The organism is Pseudomonas pohangensis, from assembly GCF_900105995.1.
GTDB classification, from domain to species: Bacteria; Pseudomonadota; Gammaproteobacteria; order Pseudomonadales; family Pseudomonadaceae; genus Aquipseudomonas; species Aquipseudomonas pohangensis.
Genome location: NZ_LT629785.1, coordinates 2,326,902 through 2,353,066 on the forward strand (window position 1 = coordinate 2,326,902; position 26,165 = coordinate 2,353,066).

Genomic DNA, 26,165 nt, shown 5'->3' on the forward strand with positions numbered 1-26,165 from the left:
TGACGCGCGACACTCAACGGAGTGATTGCGATAAATGTAACCCGCTACGGATTCTGCGAGCGGCACCCGATTTTCAATGGATACGTGTAGGGTGGAGATGCACAACTGTCGGACTGCGTAGCACAGGCTTTATCAAGACGCTTTATCTCGTCCGCTACCGACCGTTGATTCCTCCTCCTGACTGATTTTGCTTCTGTTTGTACAACTGTTTTGTGTGCAACAGATTGCAGGAGCTGCTGTCGCGAACCGGCCCTGGAGGCCGCCTCTCGCTAGACCCGGAAGTGGCATGCCACTTCTGCTGCGCACCTGACACCGACCGCGAAAGTCGTGTGTGCCAACCGCCGTTTCCGGCAGCCCCGGAAACCATTGGTACAACATGAAAAGAATGCTGATTAACGCGACTCAACCCGAAGAGTTGCGTGTTGCTCTGGTAGATGGCCAGAAGCTCTATGACCTGGATATCGAATCCGGCGCCCGCGAGCAGAAAAAATCCAACATCTACAAAGGCAAGATTACCCGCGTAGAACCCAGCCTCGAAGCGGCTTTCGTCGACTTCGGCTCCGAGCGTCACGGCTTCCTGCCCCTCAAGGAAATCTCCCGCGAATACTTCTCCAAGGCTCCCGAAGGCCGCGTCAATATCAAGGACGTGCTCAGGGAAGGTCAGGAAGTCATCGTCCAGGTCGAGAAAGAAGAACGTGGCAACAAGGGCGCAGCCCTGACCACCTTTATCAGCCTGGCCGGTCGTTATCTGGTGCTGATGCCGAACAACCCGCGCGCCGGCGGTATCTCTCGCCGCATCGAAGGCGAAGAACGCAACGAATTGCGCGAAGCGCTGAACGGTCTCGACGTCCCCGCCGACATGGGCCTGATCGTACGTACCGCCGGCCTGGGTCGCTCCAGCGAAGAAATGCAGTGGGACCTGGATTACCTTACCCAACTGTGGAAAGCCATCAAGGAAGCCTCCCAGGAGCAGAAGGCGCCGTTCCTGATCTATCAGGAATCCAACGTGATCATCCGCGCTATCCGTGACTATCTGCGCCAGGATATCGGTGAAGTGCTGGTCGATAGCGTCGAAGCCCAGGAAGAAGCCCTGAGCTTCATCAATCAGGTGATGCCGCAGTACGCCAGCAAGATCAAGCTCTACGAAGACAGCGTGCCGCTGTTCAATCGTTTCCAGATCGAAAGCCAGATCGAAACCGCCTTCCAGCGCGTTGTCCAACTGCCTTCCGGCGGCTCCATCGTCATCGACCCGACCGAAGCCCTGGTGTCCATCGACATCAACTCGGCGCGCGCCACCCGCGGCGGCGACATCGAGGAAACCGCACTCAATACCAACCTCGAAGCGGCTGAAGAAATTGCCCGGCAACTGCGCCTGCGTGATATCGGCGGCCTGATCGTCATCGACTTCATCGACATGACCCCGCCAAAGAACCAGCGCGCCGTGGAAGATCGCGTGCGTGAGTGCCTGGAAGCCGATCGTGCGCGCATCCAGGTCGGCCGCATATCGCGCTTCGGCTTGCTGGAAATGTCCCGTCAGCGCCTGCGTCCATCGCTGGGCGAAAGCAGCGGTATCGTCTGCCCGCGCTGCTCCGGTCAGGGCATCATCCGCGATGTCGAGTCGCTGTCGCTGGCGATTCTGCGCCTGATCGAAGAAGAAGCACTGAAGGATCGCACTGCCGAGGTTCGTGCCCAGGTGCCGATTCCGGTTGCCGCCTTCCTGCTCAACGAGAAGCGCAACAACATCACCAAGATCGAACTGCGGACCCGTGCGCGTATCGTCATCCTGCCGAATGACCATATGGAAACCCCGCACTTCGAAGTGCAGCGCCTGCGCGACGACAGCCCGGAAGTTCAGACCGGCCAGTCCAGCTATGAAATGACCCCGAGCGAAGTGGAAGAGGCTCAACCGGCCAGCGCCACACGCACACTGGTACGTCAGGAAGCGGCCGTCAAAACTGTCGCCCCTGAGCGTCCGGCACCCGCCGCGACTGCGGCCGCCCCGCTCGCTCCGGCGCACAAGCCTGAAGCCAGCCTGTTCAAGGGCATGATCAAATCGCTGGTCAGTCTGTTTGCCGGAAAGCAGGAAGAAGCAGCCCAGCCGGTAGCCGCGGAAAAGCCAAGCCGTGAACGCGCCCCGCGCGGAGATCGCCCGCGTGGCGAGCGCCAGCAGGGACGTCGTCGCGACAACCGCAACGAAGGCCGCAATCGTGATGAAGAGCGCAAGCCTCGCGAAGAGCGCCCTGCCCGTGAAGCCAAGGAAGCGCAGGAGCCACGTCGCGAGCGCGCCGAGCGTCCGCCACGCGAGGCCCGTGAGCCCCGCGCGCCACGTGAAGAGCGGCAACCACGCGAACTGCGTGAGCCACGCGAACCACGCGAAGAAAGCCCGGCAGCAGAAGGGCAACAGGCACAGGCACCACGCCGTGAGCGCGGCGAACGTCCGCCACGCGAACTGCGCGAGGCCCGTCCCGAGCAGGCTGCAGCCGCAACCCAGGACGAGTTGCCAAACGAAGAACTGCTGCAGGATGAAGCCACCGAAGCTACTGACGGTGCAGAAGGCGATCGCCCACGTCGTCGCTCGCGCGGTCAACGTCGGCGCAGCAACCGCCGTGATCGCCAGCGCGAGGCCGGTGTAGAAGGCCCTGAAGATGATGCCAAGGCACCGGTAGCCGAAGCTAACGAGCCTGCTGCCGCCGTCGTTACCACAGTCGTCACCGGCGCTGTCGCTGATGCCGTTCTGGCTGACGATGGCCAAAACGCAGCTGAACCGGCAGAAGTCAGCGAAAGCGCGGTGAACACTGCGCCAGCAAGCGAAGCTGTTAAGCCAGAGGTTGCCGAAGTTGCTGCTGTTGAAGCGCCCGCCGAGCCACCCGTCGAGGCTGCCGTTGCAGCTGAAGTGATCACGCCGGTTACCGCGGAAGTTACACCTGTCGTTGAAGCGGCAGCTGCCACTCAACCAGCTGCATCTGCAATCGATCCGGATACCGGGCGTGCGCTGAACGATCCACGTGAGCGCCGGCGCCAGCGCCTGGAAGCCGAGCGTCTGGCACGCGAGGCTGCTGCACTGGCAGAGGCGGCCCCCGCCGCCCCTGAAACCGTTGTAGCCGAGGAAGCTGCCGAGCCCGCAAGCGAGTCGCATGCCGAGCCTGCACAAGCAACTCCTGCAGCAGAGACGCAGACCGAAGCGGAACCTGGTGTCAGCCCGGTTGTCGAGCAGACCGCGCTGGAACTCGACAGCGAGCCGGCAACCCCGGCCAGCGAAGAAAAAGCGGATGAGGCAGACGCCAAGCCACAAGTCTGATCTGCTCCAGCAACAAGCGAAGGCCCGTCAAGTGACGGGCCTTCTGCTTTCTGCCGGAAACACAATACTGGTCGTCAGCCTCGAGCAGCACCAATCGCAGCGCAGACTTCGGGAACCACCTGTTGCAGGCAGGAGTAGTGGGACAGTCCGGGCAGGATGGTTACCTGCTCACAACCCGGCAAGGCAGCACCCAGATACCCGGCCATGGCAGTGGGCGACCAGTTGTCCTCGGCACCATGCCAGATACGGGTTGGCGTCTTGATTGCACCAAGGCCGGCCGACCAGGGCTGCACATAAGACTGCACATCTCGCAGGTAACCGGGCAGCTGGCCAACAAAACAGTGACGTAACTGCACTATGCATTGCTGGCGAAACTGCGAACTTGCCAGCAACTGGCGATCAGCTGCCTGCGCTGAGGCAAACAGCATCCTGAATAACAATCCGGGAGCAAAGCGCGCCAGCCAGCCTTGCCAGGTGGAAAGCAGGCGAAACAGCAGCGGCCATTTGCCGGCCAGCAGGAAGACCTGTTGGCCGGCCATGTCCGGCAGGAAATTGCCGACCTGCAGCGGTGCCGCTGCAGAAATCAGGTCCAGACTGGCAACCCGACCCTGCATGTGTCGGGTCGTCTGCAGGGCGACAAAGGCTCCAATCGAAAAGCCGACGAAATGCACCTGGCCAGTGCCAGCACAGGCGAGTATCTCGCTGGCCAGTGCGCGAAAATACCCTTCACCTTGCAGCGAAGCTTCGGCAGCAAAGCGATCCAGACTGACAACAGTCAAACCGTCAGCCTGAGCGTAGTGGTCAAACAGCGAACACTCTTCCGGCGCGCCCGGTGCGCCGTGAAAATAGATCACCAGACGGCCATCTGCTGCACCACAACTGAACAACTTCAAAGGTTAGTCTCCCGATAGACAGCGCTGGCAGCACAATAGCAGTCGGCATTGCATGACTAATAAAGCCCGGGCGGTAATACTGCAATCCGTCTTTGCCCCCTGGTCACAAGAGCCGTCCTGATTGCTGGAAATCTCCGCCTACCTCGGCCTGTTTATCAGCGCCTTTGCTGCCGCAACCATCCTGCCGCTGCAATCAGAAGCACTGCTGGCCGGCCTGCTGCTGCATGATCGTCAGGCGGTCTGGCTGCTGCTCGCCATTGCCAGCAGCGCCAATGTACTGGGCTCCATGCTCAACTGGTTGCTGGGTCGCTATCTGGCTAACTTTCAGGACCGGCGCTGGTTTCCCGCCAGTCCCGCGCAATTGCACAAGGCCGAACAATCCTACCGGCGCTACGGACACTGGTCGCTGTTATTGAGCTGGATGCCCATCATTGGTGACCCGCTGACGGTGATTGCCGGTGTACTGCACGAACCCTTCTGGCGCTTCACCCTGCTGGTGAGCCTGGCCAAAACCGGCCGTTACCTGATACTCGCCGGCCTGACCCTCGGCTGGAGCTGAACAAAAGCTGCCCTAAAGCAGATTCGGCTCCATCTCCAGTTCAACGCCAAAGCGCTGGAAAATATCTGCCTGAATGCGCCGGGCCAGAGCGAGAATCTGCTCGCCCGTGGCTGCGCCATAATTGACCAGCACCAGTGCTTGCAAGCGATGCACGCCGGCATCGCCGTCACGAAAGCCTTTCCAGCCAGCCTTGTCGATCAGCCAGCCGGCGGCCAGTTTGACCTGCCCTGCTGCGGCGGGATAAGCCACCAGATCGGGATACTCTGCGCGAATCTGCCCGGCCAGTTCTTGCGTCACCAGCGGATTCTTGAAAAAGCTGCCGGCGTTGCCGAGTTGTGCCGGGTCTGGCAGTTTTTCGCGACGGACACTGCAAACTGCCTGACTGACATCCGCCGCCGTTGGACTGCTAATACCCATTTCCGCCAGACGTTGCCGCAGCGGGCCATAATCCAGCTGTAGCGCGCCGCTGTGCACCAGGGCAAAGCGCACCCGCAGGATCAGCCAGCGCCCGGGCTCACGCTTGAACCGGCTGTCCCGGTAGGCGAACCGGCATTGCTCCAGGGAAAATTCCTGCAACTCGCCGGTCTGCCGATCGAGGGCAGTCAAGCCGGCAAAACAATCCTTGATTTCCACACCATAGGCGCCAATGTTCTGCATCGGTGCGGCGCCGACCGTTCCGGGAATCAGACTGAGATTCTCCAGGCCCTGCAGCCCTTGCTCCAGCGTCCACAGCACGAATGGATGCCAGGGCTCACCGGCCTCGGCCTCGATCAATACCTGGCCATTGCGCTCACCCAGCACGCGCACGCCGCGACTGGCCATGCGCAACACCAGCGCTTCGACATCCTGTGTCAGCAACAGGTTGCTGCCCCCGCCAATCACCAGCACGGGCAAAGCCAGCCGTTGCGCCTCAACCAGAGCCGACCGCACTTCGGCATCGCTGCGGGCTTCGGCAAACCAGCGCGCAGAGACTTCCACGCCGAAGCTGTTATAGGGTTTGAGCGAGACGTGTTCTTGCAGCTGCAGACTCACAGGCGACTCCTGATTTCCAGCAACAGGCCATCACAGGCCTGCTCGATCAGATCCAGCACCTGCTCGAAACCATCTCCAGCGCCGTAATAGGGGTCCGGCACCTCGCTCACAGCCAGATCATAGCGGCGCAGAAAAAGATCAACCTCGGCCCCCGCACCCAACGGACACAGGCTTTGCAGGTCCGCCAGATTGCTCTTGTCCATTGCCAGAATCAGGTCAAAGCGCCTGAAGTCTGCCGGTTCAACCTGGCGCGCACGCAGTGCATCCAGGTCATAGCCACGGGCACGGGCGGCCTGCCGCGTTCGCGGGTCAGGCGCCTTGCCCACATGCCAGTCGCCGGTACCCGCCGAGTCAACCTCGACCTGCTGCTGCAGTCCGGCGGCAAGCAGCTTGCGGCGCAACACCCCCTCGGCGGTGGGTGATCTGCAGATGTTGCCCAGGCACACGAACAGCACGCGCATCAGCAACTCCCGCCCACTATCATCTCAGGCGCCCAGCAAGCGCCGTACGCGCTCCAGATCTTCTGCGGTATCGACCCCGGCAGGTGGCGACTGCAGGGCATCGGCAACATGAATGCGTACCCCGTGCCAGAGCGCACGCAGCTGCTCCAGACATTCGGTATCCTCCAGCTGGCAAGGGCCCCAGGCCACGAAGTCATGCAGAAAACCGGCGCGGTAGGCATAGATCCCGATATGCCGACGGTAAGGCACGCCTGCAGGTAGAACATTCCGCTCCCGGGCAAAGGCATCACGCGCCCAGGGTAACGGCGCCCGACTGAAAGTCAGTGCCAGCCCGTGAATATCGCTGGATACCTTGACCACATTGGGATTGAACAGCGCTGCGGCATCCTCGATCGGTTCTGCCAGCGTGGCGATACCGGCCTCGGGATGACCAGCCAGATTGGCCGCCACCTGATCGATGATGGCCGGAGGTATCAGCGGTTCATCGCCCTGCACATTGACCACGATGGCATCAGCCGCCAGCCCCAGCTGGGTAGCCACTTCCGCCAGGCGATCGGTGCCCGAGTTGTGATCGACGCGGGTCAACAGCACCTGTGCCCCAAAGGCCTCGCAGGCCTCGACGATGCGCGGGTCATCGGTGGCCACCACCACCTGCTGTGCGCTGCTTTTGCACGCCTGCTGCCAGACATGCTGGATCATCGGCTTGCCGGCAATTTCCTGCAGCGGCTTGCCGGGCAGGCGCGTCGAGGCAAAACGCGCCGGGATAACCACGGTAAAAGCATGGCTCATTGATCGAGACGCTCATCGACGCTCAGGGTGCGGGCTTCACCTTCGAGCATCACCGGAATACCTTCGCGAACCGGAAACGCCAATGCATCGTTCTTGCAGATCAGTTCGGACTTGTCCGCACTAAGCTTGAGCGGGCCCTTGCACAGCGGGCAAGCCAGAATATCGAGTAGTTTCGGGTCCATGACAGCTTCCTTGAAAGTGACCCGCCGGCGTATGCCAGCGAGCGGAGTGATCATTCTGCGGGCAGTTTCGCCGAATCCGCCAGCAAGCACTGCAGGCGGCCATCCAGCCAGGCCTCGAAGGCCGGTGACAGCTGCGCATCGACCGCCAGATACCACCAGTCGGGCTGGGCAAAAGCCCGGCATTTCACTGCGTCCTTTTCCGTCATCAGCAGCGGCAGGGCCGGCTCGAAGCGCAGCAGCTCGGCTGTGTAATGCGCATGATCGGCGAAGGCGTGTACCAGCGGCCGCCAGTTTAACCCTTCAAGGGTGTTGAAGAAACGCTGCGGATTGCCGATGCCGGCCAGTGCATGCATGGCCTGGCCGGCCGGAAAGTGGCTCAGGGCAACCCGCTGGCCACTGAGCAGATTAACCAGCGTCACCGGCTGCAATTGCATGGCATAGCTGCTTGGCGTATCGCTAACTGCGCCGTTGTAGAGTACGGCATCCACGCTCTGCAGCCGTTCGGCCGGTTCGCGCAACGGCCCGGCCGGCAGGCAGTGGCCATTACCCAGGCCGCGCGCTGCATCCACCAGTACCAGTTCCAGATCACGCGCCAGGCGGTAGTGTTGCAAGCCGTCATCACTGAGGATCAGGTCCAGCGGCTCGCTGTCGAGCAAGGCGCGAACGGCACGCCCACGATCCGGGTCGATCATCAGCGGCACACCGGTACGCTGCACGATCAGCAACGGTTCGTCGCCACTGCTGGCCGCCGTGTGCTGCGCCAGCACCCGCCAGGGAAAATCAGGCGGCTGCGCGCCGTAACCACGACTGACCACGCCCACACGCAGGCCACGTTTGCGGCAATGCTCGATCAGCCAGAGAATCAGCGGGGTCTTGCCGGTACCACCGAGGGTGATGTTGCCGACCACGATAACCGGCACCGGAGCACGATAGATATCGCCCTGTCCGGCCAGAAAAGCCCGGCGCCGGCGCCCGACCACCCAGCGATACAGCCACTCCAGCGGACGCAACAGGATCAGCCACGGATGACCGCGGTACCAGGCCTGCAGCATGCGCTCGGCAATCGACACGGTCAGGGCCTTGCCGCTGCCGCCGGTTGCTCGACCGTGGTAATGCGCAAATGGGAAAAGCCCAGCTTGCCGGCGGCATCCATTGCCGTGATGACGGCCTGATGCGGCGCCTTGCCATCGGCACTGAGCGTCAGCGGCAGACTGTTGTCACCCTCGGACTCCTTTTGCAGGGCCGCCATCAGGGTCGCCAGATCCGACTTCACCAGCGACTGGCCATTGAGCACGTAGCTGCTGTCGGCACCGATGATGATTTCCATCTGTTTGACTTCACTGGCTTCGGGCGGGGTGCCGCTGACGGCTTCGGGCAACTCGACCTTCAACTGGGTTTCGCGGGTGAAGGTGGTGGTGACGACGAAGAACAGCAGCAGGATAAACACCACGTCGATCAGGGATACCAGCGGGATATCCACATTGTCCCGCTCCTTGCGCCGGAACTTCACGCCTTCCTGCCTGCTTTACGCACGTCGTTCTTGACCATCTTGGCAGCTGCCTGCTCTGGCTGATTGCTCATATCCACATCGCGATCGCCCTGCACCACTTCCACCAGCCTGATCGCTTCCTGCTCCATGCCGACCACCAGCTCGTCGATCCGGCGCTGCAGAAAACGATGGAAAAACAGTGCCGGGATGGCCACGATCAGACCGGCTGCCGTGGTAATCAGCGCCGTGGCGATACCACCGGCGAGTACCGAGGCATTGGCCATGTTCGCGCCCATGAACGCACTGAAGATCTGGATCATGCCCAGTACCGTACCGAGCAAACCCAGCATCGGCGCCATCGCGGCAATGGTCCCCAGCGCATTCAGGTAACGCTCCATCTCGTGGATGACCCGCGCGGCAGCCTCCTGGATGCACTCCTTCATGATCTCCCGGCCATGCCTGGAGTTGGCCAGACCGGCGGCCAGCACTTCACCCAGCGGTGATGAGCCGCGCAACTCCTTGAGCCGTTGCGCGTTGAGCTTGTTTTCCTTGATCAGCAGCCAGACCTGGCCGAGCAGATGCGGCGGCATCACCCGGCTGGCGCGCAGGGTCCACAGCCGCTCGGCAACAATGCCGGCAGCTGCAATGGAACTCAGTATGATTGGCAGCATAATCCAGCCGCCCGACTTGACCAGTTCCCACACGGTAGCGCATCCCTTTGTGAATTTTCGCGCCACTCTAGCATAGGGACAGGCCCGCGCAGACCCGCCTGCTGCTCATTTTTCCCGCCAGAAACGTGCCTCATTGCGCATTCCGTGTGCTGCATCCCGGCTTCCCAGCTCGATCCACAGCGCACCGTCTTCGACCGTGTCATGAATCTGCAGTTGCTGCTGGCGGTAGCGCGCCAGTATTTGCGGATGCGGATGGCCATAGGGGTTATGGTTGCCGCGCGAAATCACCACGGCATGGGCCTGTACCGCCTTGAGAAACGCCAGCGAAGAGGAGCTGCGGCTGCCGTGGTGCGGCGCCAGCAGCCAGTCACTGCGCAGCGGCCAGCCCGATTGCAGCAGCGCCAGCTCGGCGGCCTGATCGATATCGCCGGTCAGCAGTACACTCTCGCCGCCAGCCGAAACACGCAGGATGCACGATGCAGGATTGCCTTCCGGCGCCTGCTGCCAGCGCCACAAACGAAACTCGACACCATCCCAGGACCAGCTCGCGTCTTCGGCACAGGGTCGGGCGCCAAGCATCAGGGGCAATTCTGTCGCCTCGCCGCTGAACACAGCGCTTACCGGCATACCGCTGAAGACAGCTTCCGCCCCGCCGCTGTGATCGCTGTCGGCATGGCTGAGCAACAACTGATCGAGCCGGTTGACCCCCAGATGCCGCAGCACGGGCAACACAGTACGTGCGCCCTGATCAAAACCGCCATTGCGCGGGCCGGCATCGTACAAAAGCGCATGTTCGGCTGTCTGCACCAGAACTGCCGAACCCTGCCCCACATCCAGCACCAGCACCCTGGCCTGCCCCGGCAAGGGATGCTGCAATGGCGGCCACAGCATCGGCAGCAACAGCGCCAGACCCAGTCCGCGCAGCGGAACTCCTGCCGGCAACAGCAACACCAGCGCCCCGGCAACACCCGACAGCCAGGCCCACAGCGGTGGCGCGGATAAAACCCAGGCGGGCCAGAGGCTGGCCAGCTTGCCAAGTACTTCAAACAGCACCACCAGCAAGCCTCCGGCCAGCCAGAGCAAGGCATCGCCAATCCATGGCAAGGGCAGCAGCAAGGTGCCCAGCAAAGCCAGCGGCACTACCAGCACGCTGACCCAGGGCACCGCCAGCAGGTTGGCCAGCGGCGCACTGAAACTGACCGGCAGGTTCAGTGCCAGCAGCACGGGGAACAGTCCGAGCGTCATCGCCCACTGCGCGCGCCACCAGCTCTGCCACCATGTCCAGCGTCCCAGACGGCCGCTGAAGACCAGCGCCAGCAAGGCCACGGCGACAAAGGACAGCCAGAAACCGGCCTGCAGACTGGCCAGGGGCTCAACCAGCAACACGGCATTGAGCGCCAGCAGCAAGGGCGTCCACACGCCCAGATGACGAAAGCGCAGGCGCCAGAGCAACACTACCGCCAGCATCACGCAGGCACGTCGCACCGGCACCTCGAAACCGGCCAGCAAGCCATAGCCAAGCGCCCCGGCAAACGCCAGTGCGCAGGCACAGGGCAGCCAGGGCAACCGCTGTGGCCACCATCCCAGGCGCGCCAGACCTGCCACCAGCGCATACAACAGGCCCGCCAGCAGTACGATGTGCTGGCCGGAAATCACCAGCAGATGCACCGTGCCGGTGTCCTGCAAAACGCGCCAGTCGGCCGCTGACAGCCCCGTATCATCACCCAGCACCAGCGCCGCGATGGTGCCGGACCGGCCCTGCGCAGGGCTCTGCAGCAGACGCGCTCGCAGCGCATCTCGCCAGCTGGCTGCACCACTTGCCGGCTGCAGCAGATGACCGGCCTTGACCGTACCGGTGGCGCCGATACGTTGTGCCAGCAGCCAGGCCTCGTAATCAAAAGCGTGCGGATTGACCAGACCACGCGGGCGTTTGAGCTTGACCGCCAGCCGCCAGCGTTCCCCTGCATGCACTTGCGGAGCGCCATACCAGCCCAGCCGCAGCCGTTCTGGCAGCGCATGGCGCCTGCTGCTGACCGCTTCCAGCTGAAAGCGCTGCGCACCGTCTGCCTGCTCCGGCAGACCAACGATTTGCCCTTCCAGCCAGAGGGTGCGGCCATCCAGCGCCGGCGCCAGACGCTCGTCCAGCGCAGCCTGCGCCGACAGGCAGGCCCAGCTGAAACCGAACAGAAAGAATGCCAGTGGGTAACTGCGGAACGGCAGCAGCATCAAGCCCGCAACGGGCAGCAGCAACAACCAGGCAGGCGGCAAGGCCGGTAGAAAGCGCAGAAGCAGAAGCCCTGCGGCGAGTGCAAGCAATCCGGTGCGCATTGACAGTAACCCCGAGAAATCCGTTTCTCCGGCACAACTATGGCTGTTGCGGACGCTTTTGCCAGTACTCTGCGTTATTCGTAGCGCATGGCTTCGGCCGGTGCCGTGCGCGAGGCGCGCCAAGCCGGGAAGATGGTCGCCAGAAAGCTCAGCAGCAAGCCGGCCGAGCACACCAGCAATACGTCGGTGATTTCCAGCTTGGACGGCAGGTAACTGATGTAATACAGGTCGCCGCTGAAAATCCGCGCACCGAGCAGACTCTCCAGCGCACTGACCCACGGCGTCAGGTTGGCCGCCAGCACCACTCCCAGCACGCCGCCCAGCAGTACGCCGACCAGCCCGATCACCGAGCCCTGCACCATGAAGATCGCCATCACCTGCCCCGGCGTCATGCCCAGGGTTCGCAGGATGGCGATATCGGTACGTTTGTCGGCCACCACCATGATCAGTGTGGAAATGATGTTGAATGCCGCCACTGCGATGATCAGCAGCAGCAACAGGGCAATCATGGTTTTTTCCATCTGCATGGCCTGGAACAGGCTGCCCTGGGTCTTGGTCCAGTCGGTGGCAGTAAAGCCCTGGCCCAGACCGGCAGCAATCTGTGCAGACACCCGCGGGGCCTGATACAGATCCTCCAGGGTCAGGCGCACACTCTGTACCTGCCCGGCCGGCCAGTGCTTGAGCTGCGCCGCATCGGCCACGTGAATCAGCGCCAGCGAGCCGTCCAGATCCGCACCGACCTTGAACACCCCCACCACGGTAAAGGACTGCAGGCGCGGGGTAATTACCACCGACCCCTTGGTGGCTTCCGGCACGATCAGGGAAACCTTGTCACCCAGCTGCACACCAAAGCGCCGGGCAGTGTTTTCACCGAGCAGGATGCCGAATTCGCCGGCCTTGAGGGCAGCCAGACTGCCGCGCTGCATGTGTTCGGCAAGAATCGAGACCTTCTCTTCGGCCGCGGGCAGCACGCCACTGACCAGTACCGGCTGCATCACGCCACGACGTGACAACATGCCCTGGATCTCGGTATGCGGTGCGGCAGCCAGCACCTGCGGGTTTTTCAGCGCCTGCTGTGCCAGTTGCGGCCAATCCAGCAACGGCTCGCTACTGGACAGGGTGGCGTGCGGAATCATGCCGAGAATGCGGGTGCGCATCTCGTCCTGCAGGCCGTTCATCACCGAGAGCACCACAATCATTGCCAGCACACCGAGGCCCATGCCGATCATCGAGGTCATCGAGATGAACGAGATGAACTGGTTGCGGCGCTTGGCCCGGGTATAGCGGGTGCCGATGAAAATGCTCAGCGGACGGTACATGGACACCTCATGCCGCCACCAGCCGACCCTGATCCAGACGCAGGATGCGGTCCATCTGTTCGGCCAGACGCGGCTCGTGGGTAACCACCAGAAAGGCCGTATTCAACGAGTCGCTGAGTTCCAGCATGAGTTCCTGAATGCCCCGTGCCGTGTGCTGGTCAAGGTTGCCGGTGGGCTCATCGAGCATGACCAGTTTGGGCTGATTGATCAGCGCACGGGCGATCGCCACCCGCTGCCGCTCACCGCCGGACAGCTCGGACGGCTTGTGCTGCAGGCGATGGTCAAGACCGACGCGTTTGAGCAGGGCTGCAGCCATCTCCCGGGCCTGTGGAATCGGCGTGCTGCCGATCAGCAACGGCAGGCAGACATTTTCCAGCGCACTGAACTCCGGCAGCAGGTGGTGGAACTGATAGACGAAGCCCAGCGCACGATTGCGCAACAGGCCGCGTTCCTTTTCGTTGAGCTTGGCCAGATCCTGACCATCCAGCCAGACACTGCCCTGGGTCGGGTTATCCAGGCCGCCGAGCAGATTGAGCAAGGTGCTTTTGCCCGAGCCGGAGCTGCCGACAATCGCCACCCGCTCACCGGCCAGCAACTCCAGCTTCACGCCGGCCAGCACTTCGACCGACTGCGGACCCTCTTCATAACGCTTGCCCAGATTGCGGCAACTGAGGACGGCTGTTTCACTCATAACGCAAAGCCTCCGCGGGCTGGGTGCGTGCCGCACGCCAGGCCGGATACAGGGTGGCAAGAAAACTCAGCAGCAAGGCGGCACAACAGACCATGATCAGGTCACCCGGCAGCAGTTGCGATGGCAGGTAGCTGATGAAGTACACATCTTCATTGAGAAAGCGCGTGCCCAGCAGTGATTCCAGCCAGTCAACCGCCGCACTGACATTCAATGCCGCCAGAATCCCCAGCAGCGCACCGGTCAGCGTGCCGACCACGCCGATAATGCTGCCCTGGACCATGAAGGTAGCCATGATCTGCCGGGGCGTCATACCGAGAGTACGCAGAATCGCAATATCCGAGCGCTTGTCATTCACCACCATGACCAGCGTGGAGATGATGTTGAAGGCAGCCACCGCCACGATCAGCAGCAGCAACAGACCGATCATCGCCTTCTGCATGCCAATGGCGCGATACAGGTTGCCGTGGGAGCGGGTCCAGTCACGGGTAAACAGATCCTGATCCTGCAGCTCGCGGCCCAGCTCCCAGGCTACCCTGGGCGCCTGGAACAGGTCATCCAGCTTCAGCCGCAGACCTTGTACATCACTGGCCTGCCAGCGCTGCAGGCGCGCCGCATCGCTGATATTGACCAGCGCCAGCCCGGCATCCAGCTCGCCCGCTCCGACCTTGAACAGGCCGACCACGGTGAAGCGCTTCATCCGCGGAAACAGACCGGCAGGCGTCACCACCACATCCGGTGCGATAAAGGTCACCTTGTCGCCGACCGTTACCCCCAGACGCTCGGCCGCCAGGGTGCCCAGAATCATGCCGAATTCGCCCGGCTTGAGACTTTGCAGACTGCCTTCACGAAAATAGTTGCCGATTACCGAGACCTTGTCTTCCTCGGCCGGATCTATGCCGTCAACCATCACCGGCAATACCTGGTCATCATGGCTGAGCATGCCCTGGGTCTGCACAAAGGGCGCTACCGCCTGCACATGGGGATGCTGGCCAAGCTTTTCTGCCAGCCCATGCCAGTCCTTGATCGGGTTGAACGACTGCACGGCGGCTTGCGGCACCATGCCGAGAATGCGTGTGCGCAATTCACGATCGAATCCGTTCATCACCGACAGCACCAGGATCATCACCATCACCCCGAGTGCCAGACCGAGCATGGAGGTCAGCGAGATGAACGAGATGAAATGGCTGCGGCGTTTGGCACGGGTGTAGCGCATGCCAATGAATACGGACAGGGGTCTGAACATTTAGAAATGGATTCGCAAAGAAAAACAACCTTGTGGCGGCGTCCGGCCAGTCGCCTTACACTCCAGAAGCCGCGCTGCAAAAGGCCTGGCAGATCGACACAGGACACCAACAATGGCTGCGCATACTACCGTATCAGGCTCCGCCCCGCACTGGAATTTAGCCGCATGCGGGGCCGTGAAGACAGGTATGCAATACACCCAGACTGTGGCTTTCCGGGGGTTCAAGATGCGTCCTGCAGTGCTGCTTCTGCTGTTTCTGGCGGCATCCGTCAATGCCGAAAACATCATTATTCCGCTTGGCCAGCAAGGCAGTTCCACGCTGCAAATGCCCGTCAACGGTACATCCCGCAGCAGTGTGCTGGAACGTTTCGGCCTGCCCGACGTCGAGCACCCGCCAGTGGGGTCGCCCAGAATGACCCGTTGGGACTACCGGGACTTTTCGGTCTATTTCGAAAATGACAGGGTGATTACCAGCGTACGCAATCATCAACCCAGATACCCGACCTCCAGACCGGAGCAGGCACAACCATGACACTGATCTACGGCCACCGCGGTGCCAAGGGCGAAGCACCGGAAAATACCCTCGCCAGTTTCCAGCGCTGCCTGGAGCACGATGTGCGCCGTTGCGAGCTGGATCTGCATCTGTCCCGCGACGGTGAACTGATGGTGATTCATGACCCCACCCTCAAACGCACCACCCGGCACCGCGGCCGGGTAGCCCAGCATGATGCGACAGAGCTGGTGCAATTCGATGCCCGCGGTGGCGGACCGGGCTGGCCGCACCCCTGCCCGATTCCGCGCCTGGCCGAGCTGTTCGAGCAATGCCCGTTCGAGCACTGGCAACTGGAAGTGAAAAGCGCCTCACGCACGCGCGCCGCCCGCAGCGTGCTGGCGATCAAGGCACTGGTGGAGCGCTACGGCCTGCAGGACAAGGTCTGCGTGACCTCCAGCTCCAGAGAGGTGTTGCGCGCACTGAACCGGCTGACGCCGGAGCTTTCATGCGGATTGATCGCCGAATATGCCTGGCTCGACCCGCTGAAAATCGCCCGGCACTACAACTGCGACCTGCTCGCCCTGAACTGGACACTGTGCACCCCGGAACGCCTGCTCAAAGCGCAGAAGCAGGGCTTGCACGTATCCGTATGGACGGTCAACGAGCCCGCACTGATGCGCAGGCTGGCTGACTTCGGAGCCGACAGCATCATTACCGACTTTCCCGGGCTGGCCCGCAAGACCCTGGTTCAGCCCTGACGGATACCCCAGAACAGATCAGAACAGCCGGTTCAGACCGTCAAAAGCGGCGACCCGATAGGCTTCGGCCATGGTCGGGTAGTTGAAGGTGGTGTTGATGAAGTACTTGATGGTATTGGCTTCACCCGGCTGATTCATGATCGCCTGACCGATATGCACGATCTCCGAAGCCTGATAGCCGAAGCAGTGCACGCCGAGAATCTGCAGGGTCTCGCGGTGAAAGAGGATTTTCAGCATCCCCACCGGTTCAACAGCAATCTGTGCCCGCGCCATGCCCCGGAAAGAAGCCTTGCCGACCTCATAAGGCACTTGCTCCATGGTCAGCTCGCGTTCGGTTTTACCCAGCGAACTGATTTCCGGAATAGTGTAAATACCAGTCGGTACATCGTTGATAAAGCGCGAACTGTCATTCTCGACAATACTGCCCGCTGCCGAACGGCCCTGGTCATAGGCCGCGCTGGCCAGACTCGGCCAGCCGATCACATCGCCCGCCGCATAGATGTTCGACACCTCGGTACGGTAGCTTTCATCCACCTGCAACTGGCCGCGACCATTGGCGCTCAGGCCGACATTTTCCAGGGCCAGCTTGTCGGTATTGCCGGTGCGCCCGTTGCACCAGAGCAAGGCATCGGCACGCAGCTTCTTGCCTGATTTCAGATGCAGAATCACACCATTGTCTATCCCCTCGATGCGTTCATACTCCTCGTTGTGGCGGATGATCACGTTGCTCGAGCGCAGGTGATAACTCAGCGCATCGGAGATCTCGTCATCAAGGAAGTTGAGCAGTTGATCGCGGTTGTCGATCAGGTCGACCATCACCCCCAGGCCGCTGAAAATAGAGGCATATTCACAGCCGATCACCCCTGCTCCGTAGACAATCAGCCGTCGCGGTGTATGGCTGAGGGTCAGAATGGTGTCGCTGTCATACACCCGCGGGTGATTGAAATCGACATCGTGTGGCCGGTACGGACGCGAACCGGTGGCGATGATGAACTGCTTGGCCACCAGCGTATCCAGCATGCCATTCAGGCAGACCACCCGCACCGAATGGTCATCGGCAAAGCTGGCGGTGCCAAAGTAGGTATCAATGCGGTTGCGCGCATAAAAGCTGGTGCGTGAAGTCACCTGCTTGGCAATCACCCGCTCGGCACTTTTGAGTACGTCCGGAAAGGAAAACCAGCGTGGTTCGCCAATCTGACGGAACAGCGGGTTCTTGTTGTACTGCATGATCTGCCGCACGGAGTGGCGCAGTGCCTTTGACGGAATGGTGCCGAGGTGGGTGCAGTTACCACCTACCTGTGCGCGGCTGTCGACCATCGCCACCCGGCGTCCGGCCTTCGCCGCGTTGATCGCCGCGCCTTCACCTGCAGGGCCGGAACCCAGCACAACCACGTCATAGTTGAAGACCGCCATACTTGCTCCTTGAGTACCAACCGCAGCGCCAGCCAGCGCTGGCGCAAAGGGTCATGGTATCTGGAGACCATGACAGTTCAGAATTCTGTTTTGCCGCTCGCGCTACACAACAACACCGCCCAACCTAGCCGCAAGCCCATTGCCTGGCTATTAGCGTTTGGTCGCATCGTAGGCCAGTGGCGCTTTTCCAGTGGCGGAGGCTTTGTCGCTATTAACTTCCTCGCACTTCTCGCGGCTGCCGCCGCAGATCGAGCATTCCTTCTCGATGCCCAGATTGGCGATGCCGCCACAAGAGCCGGCAATCGGTTTACGCCCGAATATCACACCGACGGCCATACCCAGCACCACCAGCAACATGATCAGAAACACCAGTAGCCAGGTCATGGTTGTTCTCCTGTGGGAAAGCGTGCATCGAACGCCGGGCTTGCCCGGCTGGCAAAGCCCTGTCCGGTATGGCTGATAAACAACGCCGCTATGCCCGCTTGTTGTGCCAGCTCGAAGCCCTGTTCGGGTCCAAGCAGCATGAGCACGGTCGATAATCCGTCGGCGCGCAGCGCCGATGCATCCACCACAGTCACCGAAGCCAGACGATGGCTGATCGGCGAACCGTTGCGCGCATCGATACTATGAGAATAGCGCTTGCCCGCCTGTTCAAAATAATTACGGTAATCGCCCGAAGTCGATACCCCCAGACCATCTAGCTCCAGCACCCGGGCGGCGACCTGTTGCCCCTCGTGCGGTTCTTCAATGGCGATATGCCAGGAAGACCCATCCGGTTTGCGACCCAGCGCCTTCAGTTCACCGGTAATTTCCACCAGATAGTCGGTAACGCCCTGCCCCTCGAGCATCGCGCTGACCCGGTCTACCGCATAGCCGGCACCGATGCTGTTGAAATCCAGCTGGACTGCCTGATCCTTGCACAGTTGCTGATCCCTGATTTGCAGATGCTGATGGCCAACCTGCGCCCGGGCTGCGGTAATTTGTTCGGCAGTCGGTACCTGCTCGCCCCTGGACTGGGCGCCAAAGCCCCAGAGCTCGATCAGCGGCTCGATGGTAAGGTCAAACGCACCGTTACTCTCAAGCGCAAGCTGCTCGCCGGTTCTGACCAGTTCCAGCACCGCTTCCGGCATTGGCGCACAAGCACCAGCCGGCAAGCGGTTGAAGCCGGAGACCAGCGAATCGGCACGATAGGTGGACAGTTGCTGATCGATTTCCGCAAGGATGGTATCCACTTGCGCCTGGACTGCGGCGGGTGCCGGTGTTGTGGCACCCGGCACATACTTCACCGAGTAGGTGCTGCCCATGGTCGGTCCCGCAAGCTGTTCGATTGTTTGGCCACAACCAGCCAACAGCAGTCCCGCCAAAGTGAGCAGCAGTGTTTTAGCCACCAAAATCATCCAGCAGGATGTTCTCTTGCTCGACACCCATGTCAAGCAGCATCTTGATAACGGCCGCGTTCATCATGGGCGGACCGCACATGTAGAACTCACAATCTTCCGGAGCCGGATGGTCCTTCAGATAATTTTCCAGCAGTACGTTGTGGATAAATCCTTTCAGCCCGGTCCAGTTGTCTTCCGGCTGCGGATCCGACAAAGCCAGATGCCATTCGAAATTCGGGTTGTCCGCCTGCAACTGGTCATATTCCTCGACATAGAACGCCTCGCGCAGCGAGCGCGCGCCGTACCAGAAGCTGATCTTGCGCTTGGAACCCAGACGCTTGAGCTGGTCGAAGATATGCGAGCGCATCGGCGCCATACCGGCACCACCGCCAATGAAGATCATCTCGGCGTCGGTGTCCTTGGCGAAGAACTCGCCAAACGGCCCGTAGACAGTGACCTTGTCACCCGGTTTCAGGCTGAACACCCAGGAGGACATCTGCCCGGCCGGCAGATGATCCTTGCCCGGAGGTGGCGAAGCGATACGGATGTTGAATTTGACGATGCCCTGCTCTTCCGGGTAGTTGGCCATGGAATAGGCACGAATGACCGTTTCCTCGACCTTGGACTCGTACTTCCACTGGTTGAACTTGTCCCAGTCGCCGCGGTACTCGGGCTGGATGTCAAAGTCCTTGTACTTGACGTGGTGCGGCGGGCACTCCAGCTGCACATAACCACCGGCGCGGAAATCCACGTTTTCACCCTCGGGCAAACGCAGGGTCAGCTCCTTAATGAACGTGGCCACGTTGGGGTTGGATTCCACCGTGCACTCCCACTTCTTTACGCCGAACACTTCTTCCGGTACTTCGATGTGCATGTCCTGCTTGACCGGCGCCTGACAGGACAAGCGCCAGCCGGCCTTGGCTTCACGTTTGGTGAAGTGCGATTCTTCGGTGGGCAGCATTTCGCCGCCGCCACTTTCGATAATGCACTTGCACTGGGCGCAGGTACCGCCGCCGCCGCAAGCCGAGGACAGGAACACGTTGTTCGACGCCAGCGTCTGCAGCAGCTTGCCGCCCGCCGGAACCGTGATGGTGCGTTCACCGTTGATGACAATGTTCACGTCGCCGCTGGAAACCAGCTTGGCGCGCGCCGCCAGAATGATCAGCACCAGCGCCAGTACGATGCCGGTGAACATGCCTATGGCCAGGAAAATCTCGAAATTCAGCATGTCATCCCCTTACAACTGGACGCCGGAGAAGGACATGAAGCCCAACGACATCAGACCAATAGTGATGAAGGTAATACCCAGACCCTGCAGGCCTTCGGGCACATCGCTGTACTTCAGTTTCTCGCGGATACCGGCCAGCAGGGCAATCGCCAGCGCCCAGGAGAAACCGGAGCCGACGCCGTAAACCACGCTTTCACTGAGGTTGTAATCGCGCTCGACCATGAACAGCGTGCCGCCCATGATGGCGCAGTTCACCGTGATCAGTGGCAAAAACACACCCAGCGCGTTGTACAGCGCAGGCACGTACTTATCCAGCAGCATCTCGAGGATCTGCACGATGGCCGCAATCACGCCGATATAGCTGAGCAGGCCGAGGAACGACAGGTCGACCTCCGGCAGCCCGGCCCAGGCCAGTGCGCCATCCTTGAGCAGGTAGGTGAAAATCAGGTTGTTGGCCGGCACGGTAATGGTCTGCACCACCACCACGGCAATACCCAGACCAATGGCTGTCTCGACTTTCTTGGAAATGGCAATGAAGGTACACATGCCAAGAAAGAAGGCCAGCGCCATGTTCTCGACGAACACGGCCTTCACGAAAAGGCTGACGTAATGTTCCATCAGTAGGCCTCCTTGTTACTGACATGCGGCGCCATCTTGAAGTCCGCTGCCTCTTTCTGCTCGGTTTTCCAGCTGCGCAACGCCCAGATGATCAGGCCGATCAGGAAGAATGCCGAAGGCGGCAACAGCAACAGACCGTTGGGCTGGTACCAGCCACCGTCATTGACGGTCGGCAGAATGGTGTAACCAAGCAGCTTGCCGGCGCCGAACAGTTCGCGAACGATACCCAGCACAATCAGCATCGCGCTGTAGCCCAGACCGTTGCCGATACCGTCGAAGAACGATACGACCGGCGGGTTGGCCATGGCGAAGGCTTCCGCCCGACCCATCACGATACAGTTGGTGATGATCAGGCCGACAAACACCGACAGCTGTTTGGACAGACTGAAGGCAAAGGCCTTGAGCAGCTGATCAACCACGATCACCAGCGAGGCGATGATCACCATTTGCACGATCATGCGGATCGAACTCGGGATCTGCTTGCGGATCATCGAGATGAACAGGTTGGAGAACCCGGTCACCAGGGTCAGCGCCACCGACATGACCAGTGCGGTCTTGAGGTTGGAGGTTACTGCCAGCGCCGAGCAGATACCGAGTATCTGCAGGCCGATGGGGTTGTTATGGAAGATCGGGTTGAGCAGAACTTCCTTGATAGTGGGTTGTGCCATGATCAAGCCTCCCCTTTATGCAGTTTTGCGAGGAACGGGCCGAAACCGTTCTCGCCAAGCCAGAAATGCAGCAGGTTGTTGACACCCTTGCTGGTCAGGGTAGCGCCAGCCAGCGCATCAACCTGATGCACGGCTTTCGGGCTCTGCGGATCAACACCGCCCTTGATGATGTCCACGGCCAGCTCGCCGTTGCCATCAAACAGGGTCTTGCCTTTCCACAGACCTTTCCACTTCGGGTTATCCACTTCGCCACCCAGCCCCGGCGTTTCGCCGTGCTGGTAGAAACCGAAACCGACCACGGTATTCAGATCGCCTTCCAGGGCGATGAAACCGTACAGGGTCGACCACAGGCCATAACCGCGCACCGGCAGAATCACCTTCTCCAGCTTGCCCTGATCCTCGACCAGATACACCGTGGCGAATCGCTCACGGCGCTTGATCGAAGCAATGTCCGCCTCGGCCGGAACCGCTTCAGAGAGCTTCGGATCCTTGGCCGCCTTGAGTTGATCGTAGATCCGGGCGTCCTGCGCATCGCTGTACTGACCCGTACTCAGATCGACCACCTTGGCGGTGATGCGCTCATCATAGAGTGCCTTGATCTGCTTGGCCGACATGCCGCTTTCGCCCAGCCCGGCAATTGCCAGAATGCTGCGCTGCTTGTCCAGCAGACGGTTTTCCAGCTGCACCGGTTTCAGAGCCACGGCAGCACCGGCGACAAAGATCGAGCAGACCAGACAAACAACCAGCGCTACCACCAGGGTGCGCAGTGTGGATTCCTGTTGATTAGACATTGCGTGCCAGCCTCCGCTTGATGTTCGCCTGTACGACAAAATGGTCGATCAGCGGAGCGCACAGGTTGGCAAACAGGATCGCCAGCATCATGCCCTCGGGAAACGCCGGGTTGACCACACGGATCAACACCACCATCACGCCGATCAATGCGCCAAAAATCCACTTGCCGGTATTGGTCATGGAGGCCGACACCGGGTCCGTGGCCATGAAGATCATGCCGAAAGCAAAACCACCGAGCACCAGATGCCAGTACCAGGGCATGGCAAACATCGGGTTGGTCGTCGAGCCGATGGCATTGAACAGCACGCTCAGACCGATCATGCCGAGCATCACGCCAGCCACGATGCGCCATGAGGCGATCTTGCTCAGCAGCAATACGGCACCACCGATAAAGATCGCCAGCACGCTGGTTTCGCCCATGGAACCTGGCTCGATGCCGATAAAGGAATCCCACCAGGTCAGGCCGCCAGCCATGACCTGATCAATCCCGCCAGCAGCTGCCGTACTCAGCGCGGTTGCGCCGGCAAAGCCATCCACCGAAGTCCAGACGGCATCGCCGCTCATCTGCGCCGGATAGGCAAAGAACATGAAAGCCCGCCCGACCAGTGCCGGGTTGAGGAAGTTCTTGCCGGTACCGCCGAAAACTTCCTTGCCGATCACCACGCCAAAGCTGATACCCAGCGCCACCTGCCAGAGCGGCACACTCGGCGGCACAATCAGCGCGAACAGCACCGAGGTGACGAAGAAGCCTTCGTTGACCTCGTGCTTGCGGATCGAGGCAAACAGCACTTCCCAGAAGCCGCCAACGATGAAAGCGGTCAGATACACCGGCAGAAAGTAGGCAGCACCCTGGATGAAGTTATCCCACAGGCTGTGCGGATCAAAACCGGCGAACATGCCGATCAGGCCAAAACGCCAGCCTTCCTGTTGCGCCAGCAGATCAGGGCTTGCGGCAAAGATCATGTTGGCCTGATAGCCGACGTTCCACATACCGAAGAACATTGCCGGAAAGGTGCACAGCCAGACAGTGATCATGATGCGCTTGAGATCAATGCCGTCGCGCACATGCGCAGTGGTCTTGGTCACGCTGCCGGGACGATAGAAAAAGGTGTCTACCGCTTCATAAAGGGCATACCACTTTTCAAAGCGGCCGCCCTTGTCGAAATTATGCTCGATGCTGTCCAGGAACTTGCGTAATGCCATCAGTCAGCCCTCCTTTTCGATGAGCGTGAGGTTATCCCGCAGGATCGGGCCGTATTCATACTTGCCGGGACAGACATAGGTGCACAGCGCCAGGTCTTCCTCATCCAGCTCCAGGCAACCGAGCTTCTGCGCCATCTCCGTGTCGCCGACGATCAGATAACGCAACAACTGCGTAGGCAGAATGTCCAGTGGCATGACTTGCTCGTAGGCGCCAACCGGCACCATCGCGCGGGCGCTGCCGTTGGTGCTGGTATCCAGCGCGAACTTCTTGCCGCCGGACAGGCGCGAGATGAAGATATTGAGCACCGAGTGCTTGTCTACACCGGGGCGCAGGTAATGCAGGAGCTGACGCTCGTCACCTTCGTGCAGGCAGGATACCTGCTGGTGGTAGCGCCCCAGATAGGCATAGGCACCACGTGCGGTACGCCCGCCGAGCACCGAACCGGAGATCACCCGACTGTAGCCGGGGACCAGTTCACCGGCGGTCAGCTCTTCCAGGTTTGCCCCCAGACGCGTGCGCAACAGGCGTGGCTTCTCGACCACCGGACCGCCCAGTGCCACCACCCGCTCAACCCACAGGCGGCCGCTGACAAACAGCTTGCCGATGGCGATGACATCCTGATAGCCGATGTTCCAGGCACTTTTGCTGGCACTCACCGGATCCAGAAAATGCATATGCGTCCCGGCCAGACCGGCAGGGTGCGGACCGCTGAAAGCAGCTTCCTGCACCTGCGGCAACTGCTCGCCGGGCAGGCTTGCACCCTCGGCCTTGCACAGGAACACCTTGGCCAGGCGGGTCAGGACTTGTAGCCCGTTGGCGAAATCTTCCGCATGCCCGGCAATCAGCAATGCCGGATCGGCAGCCAGCGGGTGCGTATCAATAGCAGTGACGAAGATCGAACTGGGCGTGGCATCCACCGCCGGAATCTTGCTGAACGGACGGCTGCGCAGGGCTGTCCAGAGACCGGACTGCTGCAGATTGTCACGCACCAGCTGGGCATCCAGACTCGCCAACTGGGCGGCCGGATACTGCGCGAAGGTGAGTTCTTCATCACCTTCAAGATCAATTACCAGTGATTGCAGCACACGCTGCTGACCACGATTGATGGCGCTGACAACTCCGGCAGCAGGTGCGGTGAAATGCACCCCGGGATTACGCTTGTCGGAAAACACCACCTGCCCCAACTTGACCCGGTCACCTACTTGCACGGCCATCGTGGGTTTCAGCCCGTTGTAGTCATTACCCAGCAGGGCAACGCTACGGGGCGGACGGGCCGCAGTAACTTCCTGCACTGGCGACCCGGTTATGGGCAAATCCAGTCCGTTTTTTATTCTGATCATTCGTTTCCCCTATGCCGGCAGGCTGACCGGATTCAAACCAGTACATCTCACCTGAATTTCACAACCTGTTGAGTATAAAAGGCTTTAATCACCAACCACCACCCCGCAGAGTGGATTTATCACCCAAAGCACTGCATAAAACACTACAACTTTAGCCATCCCCCGAGGTGATCTGAAACAAGAACTCACCCGCGATCTGCGCAAAACCCCCCACAGAATCAGGCTTTCGCGAGTTGATATTGCCGCGTCCCGGCACGCACCAATACACAATTGATGTAATCTTGGCGCCTTCCGCACACCCACCCCCTAACCCAAGGAAAGCCCGATGCAACTGCTCAAGTCTCCGTTATTCCTGGCCGGCGCCGCCTCGTTGCTGATGCTCGGCGGCTGCAACGCCGATCAGGATGCAACCACGGCCGCTGCCACCCCGGTCGAAAGTGTCGAAATTGTCGCAACCGTCAATGGCACCCCGATCAGCAAAGCCACCATTGATCTGATCGCTACCCAGGAAGCCGGTCAAAGCCCGACCGACACCCCGGAAGCCCGGGCCGCCATCACCAATCAGCTGATCATGCAGACATTGATCGCCGAAGAAGCGCTCAAGAAAGGTCTGGACAAGTCACCCGCGGTAACCGAGCAGATGAACGTCATCCGGCTGTCCGTACTGTCCAACGCTTACATACAGGACTACCTGGACAACCAGAAGCCCAGTGACGACGAACTCAAGGCCGAATACGAGCGCATCAAGGCCGGCATTACCGGCACCGAGTACAAGGCACGCCACATCCTGGTCGAGAGCGAAGCCCAGGCCCAGCAGATCATCGACCAGCTGAAGAAAAACCCGGATGACTTCGCCAAGCTGGCCGAGGAAAAATCCCTCGATACCGGTTCCAAAAACAATGGCGGCGATCTGGGCTGGTTTGACCTGCACAGCATGGTGCCCGAGTTCGGTGACGCCGCTGCCAAGCTGCAGAAAGGCCAGATCAGCGAAGCACCGGTGAAGACCGAGTTCGGCTATCACGTCATCCAGCTGGAAGACTCACGCCCAATCCAGGCGCCGCCATTCGACGAGGTCAAGCCGCATCTGGCTGAATCCGTGCAACAACAGAAGCTGAAGACCCAGGTTGAAGAACTCAAGGCCAAGGCCAAGATCGAAATGACTGATGCTCCGGCAGCCGCAACGGAAGCCGCCAAGTAACAGCAACCGCTGCTTCGAACCAGGGCGCCGCAACTATCGACCAGCAGGTCGGTGCTTGCGGCGTTTTTTATTGGTAGCGATTGCAGGGTGGCCGCAGGGCGGGCTGCAGCCCACCAATA

Annotated in this window: 26 protein-coding genes; 5 read left to right on the plus strand and 21 right to left on the minus strand. The window is 60.8% G+C overall.

Annotated features, from left to right (window positions below; translation table 11 throughout):
- Positions 1 to 376 precede the first annotated feature (376 nt).
- Positions 377 to 3,298 carry a ribonuclease E gene (rne, locus tag BLT89_RS10925; RefSeq protein WP_090195016.1) on the plus strand — a complete coding sequence of 974 codons (2,922 nt, stop codon included), beginning with the start codon at positions 377 to 379 and terminating at the stop codon, positions 3,296 to 3,298.
- Between the two features lie 74 nt (positions 3,299 to 3,372).
- Here rne and BLT89_RS10930 read toward each other — a convergent pair whose 3' ends face one another.
- Positions 3,373 to 4,191, minus strand: a complete 819-nt coding sequence (locus BLT89_RS10930; RefSeq protein ID WP_090195018.1) for an alpha/beta fold hydrolase — start codon at positions 4,189 to 4,191, stop codon at positions 3,373 to 3,375.
- Positions 4,192 to 4,312: 121 nt separating this feature from the next.
- On the opposite strand from BLT89_RS10930, the gene BLT89_RS10935 reads away from it, so the two are divergent.
- Positions 4,313 to 4,750 carry a YqaA family protein gene (locus BLT89_RS10935; protein ID WP_090195021.1) on the plus strand — a complete coding sequence of 146 codons (438 nt, stop codon included), beginning with the start codon at positions 4,313 to 4,315 and terminating at the stop codon, positions 4,748 to 4,750.
- 12 nt (positions 4,751 to 4,762) lie between these two features.
- Here BLT89_RS10935 and murB read toward each other — a convergent pair whose 3' ends face one another.
- From murB to BLT89_RS10990, 11 genes are all read right to left on the minus strand, one after another.
- Positions 4,763 to 5,782, minus strand: coding sequence for a UDP-N-acetylmuramate dehydrogenase (murB, locus tag BLT89_RS10940; protein WP_090195023.1), 1,020 nt, complete (start codon positions 5,780 to 5,782; stop codon positions 4,763 to 4,765).
- On the minus strand, positions 5,779 to 6,243 hold the full coding sequence (locus BLT89_RS10945) for a low molecular weight protein-tyrosine-phosphatase (protein ID WP_090195026.1): 465 nt from the start codon (positions 6,241 to 6,243) through the stop codon (positions 5,779 to 5,781). The genes murB and BLT89_RS10945 overlap by 4 nt, the downstream gene beginning before the upstream one ends.
- A 24-nt stretch (positions 6,244 to 6,267) precedes the next feature.
- On the minus strand, positions 6,268 to 7,032 hold the full coding sequence (kdsB, locus tag BLT89_RS10950) for a 3-deoxy-manno-octulosonate cytidylyltransferase (RefSeq protein WP_090195028.1): 765 nt from the start codon (positions 7,030 to 7,032) through the stop codon (positions 6,268 to 6,270).
- Complete coding sequence (locus BLT89_RS10955) at positions 7,029 to 7,214, minus strand: Trm112 family protein (protein ID WP_090195031.1); 186 nt, start codon at positions 7,212 to 7,214, stop codon at positions 7,029 to 7,031. The genes kdsB and BLT89_RS10955 overlap by 4 nt, the downstream gene beginning before the upstream one ends.
- A 50-nt stretch (positions 7,215 to 7,264) precedes the next feature.
- On the minus strand, positions 7,265 to 8,284 hold the full coding sequence (gene lpxK / locus BLT89_RS10960) for a tetraacyldisaccharide 4'-kinase (protein WP_090195034.1): 1,020 nt from the start codon (positions 8,282 to 8,284) through the stop codon (positions 7,265 to 7,267).
- Positions 8,285 to 8,286: 2 nt separating this feature from the next.
- Positions 8,287 to 8,724, minus strand: coding sequence for an ExbD/TolR family protein (locus tag BLT89_RS10965; protein ID WP_090195037.1), 438 nt, complete (start codon positions 8,722 to 8,724; stop codon positions 8,287 to 8,289).
- Positions 8,721 to 9,407, minus strand: coding sequence for a MotA/TolQ/ExbB proton channel family protein (locus BLT89_RS10970; RefSeq protein ID WP_090195040.1), 687 nt, complete (start codon positions 9,405 to 9,407; stop codon positions 8,721 to 8,723). Before BLT89_RS10970 ends, BLT89_RS10965 begins: the two co-directional genes overlap by 4 nt.
- Positions 9,408 to 9,479: 72 nt before the next feature.
- Positions 9,480 to 11,702: a DNA internalization-related competence protein ComEC/Rec2 gene (locus BLT89_RS10975; protein ID WP_090195044.1), complete on the minus strand. Its 2,223-nt coding sequence runs from the start codon at positions 11,700 to 11,702 to the stop codon at positions 9,480 to 9,482.
- Positions 11,703 to 11,776: 74 nt separating this feature from the next.
- Positions 11,777 to 13,021 (minus strand): lipoprotein-releasing ABC transporter permease subunit, encoded by a 1,245-nt coding sequence (locus BLT89_RS10980; protein ID WP_090195049.1) that lies wholly within the window; start codon positions 13,019 to 13,021, stop codon positions 11,777 to 11,779.
- 7 nt (positions 13,022 to 13,028) lie between these two features.
- The gene (lolD, locus tag BLT89_RS10985; RefSeq protein ID WP_090195052.1) at positions 13,029 to 13,712 is read right to left on the minus strand and encodes a lipoprotein-releasing ABC transporter ATP-binding protein LolD; all 684 of its coding nucleotides are present in this window, start codon (positions 13,710 to 13,712) and stop codon (positions 13,029 to 13,031) included.
- The gene (locus BLT89_RS10990; RefSeq protein ID WP_090195054.1) at positions 13,705 to 14,955 is read right to left on the minus strand and encodes a lipoprotein-releasing ABC transporter permease subunit; all 1,251 of its coding nucleotides are present in this window, start codon (positions 14,953 to 14,955) and stop codon (positions 13,705 to 13,707) included. Before BLT89_RS10990 ends, lolD begins: the two co-directional genes overlap by 8 nt.
- 226 nt (positions 14,956 to 15,181) lie before the next feature.
- On the opposite strand from BLT89_RS10990, the gene BLT89_RS10995 reads away from it, so the two are divergent.
- Both BLT89_RS10995 and BLT89_RS11000 read left to right on the plus strand, forming a co-directional pair.
- Complete coding sequence (locus BLT89_RS10995; RefSeq protein ID WP_090198948.1) at positions 15,182 to 15,487, plus strand: phosphodiesterase; 306 nt, start codon at positions 15,182 to 15,184, stop codon at positions 15,485 to 15,487.
- Entirely contained in the window at positions 15,484 to 16,206 is a 723-nt protein-coding gene (locus BLT89_RS11000) for a glycerophosphodiester phosphodiesterase (RefSeq protein ID WP_090195057.1), read from the plus strand. The genes BLT89_RS10995 and BLT89_RS11000 overlap by 4 nt, the downstream gene beginning before the upstream one ends.
- A gap of 18 nt (positions 16,207 to 16,224) precedes the next feature.
- On the opposite strand, the gene sthA is transcribed toward BLT89_RS11000, so the two are convergent.
- From sthA to BLT89_RS11045, 9 genes are all read right to left on the minus strand, one after another.
- Positions 16,225 to 17,619: a Si-specific NAD(P)(+) transhydrogenase gene (sthA, locus tag BLT89_RS11005; RefSeq protein WP_090195059.1), complete on the minus strand. Its 1,395-nt coding sequence runs from the start codon at positions 17,617 to 17,619 to the stop codon at positions 16,225 to 16,227.
- A gap of 150 nt (positions 17,620 to 17,769) precedes the next feature.
- Complete coding sequence (gene nqrM, locus BLT89_RS11010) at positions 17,770 to 18,003, minus strand: (Na+)-NQR maturation NqrM (RefSeq protein ID WP_090195064.1); 234 nt, start codon at positions 18,001 to 18,003, stop codon at positions 17,770 to 17,772.
- Positions 18,000 to 19,016, minus strand: coding sequence for an FAD:protein FMN transferase (locus BLT89_RS11015; RefSeq protein WP_090195067.1), 1,017 nt, complete (start codon positions 19,014 to 19,016; stop codon positions 18,000 to 18,002). The genes nqrM and BLT89_RS11015 overlap by 4 nt, the downstream gene beginning before the upstream one ends.
- Positions 19,000 to 20,226, minus strand: coding sequence for an NADH:ubiquinone reductase (Na(+)-transporting) subunit F (gene nqrF, locus BLT89_RS11020; protein ID WP_090195070.1), 1,227 nt, complete (start codon positions 20,224 to 20,226; stop codon positions 19,000 to 19,002). Before nqrF ends, BLT89_RS11015 begins: the two co-directional genes overlap by 17 nt.
- A 9-nt stretch (positions 20,227 to 20,235) precedes the next feature.
- The gene (gene nqrE, locus BLT89_RS11025) at positions 20,236 to 20,844 is read right to left on the minus strand and encodes an NADH:ubiquinone reductase (Na(+)-transporting) subunit E (RefSeq protein WP_090195073.1); all 609 of its coding nucleotides are present in this window, start codon (positions 20,842 to 20,844) and stop codon (positions 20,236 to 20,238) included.
- Positions 20,844 to 21,518, minus strand: a complete 675-nt coding sequence (locus tag BLT89_RS11030; protein ID WP_172829129.1) for an NADH:ubiquinone reductase (Na(+)-transporting) subunit D — start codon at positions 21,516 to 21,518, stop codon at positions 20,844 to 20,846. The genes nqrE and BLT89_RS11030 overlap by 1 nt, the downstream gene beginning before the upstream one ends.
- A complete protein-coding gene (locus BLT89_RS11035) occupies positions 21,515 to 22,303 on the minus strand; it encodes a Na(+)-translocating NADH-quinone reductase subunit C (protein ID WP_090195080.1) in 789 nt (262 codons plus the stop codon). The genes BLT89_RS11030 and BLT89_RS11035 overlap by 4 nt, the downstream gene beginning before the upstream one ends.
- Positions 22,296 to 23,507 (minus strand): NADH:ubiquinone reductase (Na(+)-transporting) subunit B, encoded by a 1,212-nt coding sequence (locus tag BLT89_RS11040; protein WP_090195082.1) that lies wholly within the window; start codon positions 23,505 to 23,507, stop codon positions 22,296 to 22,298. The genes BLT89_RS11035 and BLT89_RS11040 overlap by 8 nt, the downstream gene beginning before the upstream one ends.
- 3 nt (positions 23,508 to 23,510) lie before the next feature.
- On the minus strand, positions 23,511 to 24,848 hold the full coding sequence (locus BLT89_RS11045; RefSeq protein WP_090195086.1) for a Na(+)-translocating NADH-quinone reductase subunit A: 1,338 nt from the start codon (positions 24,846 to 24,848) through the stop codon (positions 23,511 to 23,513).
- Positions 24,849 to 25,173: 325 nt separating this feature from the next.
- Here BLT89_RS11045 and BLT89_RS11050 point away from each other — a divergent pair, with 325 nt between their 5' ends.
- Complete coding sequence (locus BLT89_RS11050; RefSeq protein ID WP_090195089.1) at positions 25,174 to 26,046, plus strand: peptidylprolyl isomerase; 873 nt, start codon at positions 25,174 to 25,176, stop codon at positions 26,044 to 26,046.
- The last annotated feature ends 119 nt before the right edge of the window (positions 26,047 to 26,165 follow it).

Excerpts from the sequence above, each read along its gene's own strand:
- nqrF (WP_090195070.1), bottom strand. The coding sequence starts at position 20,226 with ATGCTGAATTTCGAGATTTTCCTGGCCATAGGCATGTTCACCGGCATC.
- nqrM (WP_090195064.1), bottom strand. The coding sequence starts at position 18,003 with ATGACCTGGCTACTGGTGTTTCTGATCATGTTGCTGGTGGTGCTGGGT.
- BLT89_RS11045 (WP_090195086.1), bottom strand. The coding sequence starts at position 24,848 with ATGATCAGAATAAAAAACGGACTGGATTTGCCCATAACCGGGTCGCCA.
- BLT89_RS11050 (WP_090195089.1), top strand. The coding sequence starts at position 25,174 with ATGCAACTGCTCAAGTCTCCGTTATTCCTGGCCGGCGCCGCCTCGTTG.
- lolD (WP_090195052.1), bottom strand. The coding sequence starts at position 13,712 with ATGAGTGAAACAGCCGTCCTCAGTTGCCGCAATCTGGGCAAGCGTTAT.
- BLT89_RS11015 (WP_090195067.1), bottom strand. The coding sequence starts at position 19,016 with ATGATTTTGGTGGCTAAAACACTGCTGCTCACTTTGGCGGGACTGCTG.
- BLT89_RS11000 (WP_090195057.1), top strand. The coding sequence starts at position 15,484 with ATGACACTGATCTACGGCCACCGCGGTGCCAAGGGCGAAGCACCGGAA.
- BLT89_RS10980 (WP_090195049.1), bottom strand. The coding sequence starts at position 13,021 with ATGTACCGTCCGCTGAGCATTTTCATCGGCACCCGCTATACCCGGGCC.
- BLT89_RS10990 (WP_090195054.1), bottom strand. The coding sequence starts at position 14,955 with ATGTTCAGACCCCTGTCCGTATTCATTGGCATGCGCTACACCCGTGCC.
- BLT89_RS10955 (WP_090195031.1), bottom strand. The coding sequence starts at position 7,214 with ATGGACCCGAAACTACTCGATATTCTGGCTTGCCCGCTGTGCAAGGGC.
- rne (WP_090195016.1), top strand. The coding sequence starts at position 377 with ATGAAAAGAATGCTGATTAACGCGACTCAACCCGAAGAGTTGCGTGTT.
- nqrE (WP_090195073.1), bottom strand. The coding sequence starts at position 20,844 with ATGGAACATTACGTCAGCCTTTTCGTGAAGGCCGTGTTCGTCGAGAAC.
- BLT89_RS10995 (WP_090198948.1), top strand. The coding sequence starts at position 15,182 with ATGCGTCCTGCAGTGCTGCTTCTGCTGTTTCTGGCGGCATCCGTCAAT.
- BLT89_RS10975 (WP_090195044.1), bottom strand. The coding sequence starts at position 11,702 with ATGCGCACCGGATTGCTTGCACTCGCCGCAGGGCTTCTGCTTCTGCGC.
- BLT89_RS10945 (WP_090195026.1), bottom strand. The coding sequence starts at position 6,243 with ATGCGCGTGCTGTTCGTGTGCCTGGGCAACATCTGCAGATCACCCACC.
- BLT89_RS11035 (WP_090195080.1), bottom strand. The coding sequence starts at position 22,303 with ATGTCTAATCAACAGGAATCCACACTGCGCACCCTGGTGGTAGCGCTG.
- BLT89_RS11040 (WP_090195082.1), bottom strand. The coding sequence starts at position 23,507 with ATGGCATTACGCAAGTTCCTGGACAGCATCGAGCATAATTTCGACAAG.
- sthA (WP_090195059.1), bottom strand. The coding sequence starts at position 17,619 with ATGGCGGTCTTCAACTATGACGTGGTTGTGCTGGGTTCCGGCCCTGCA.
- kdsB (WP_090195028.1), bottom strand. The coding sequence starts at position 7,032 with ATGAGCCATGCTTTTACCGTGGTTATCCCGGCGCGTTTTGCCTCGACG.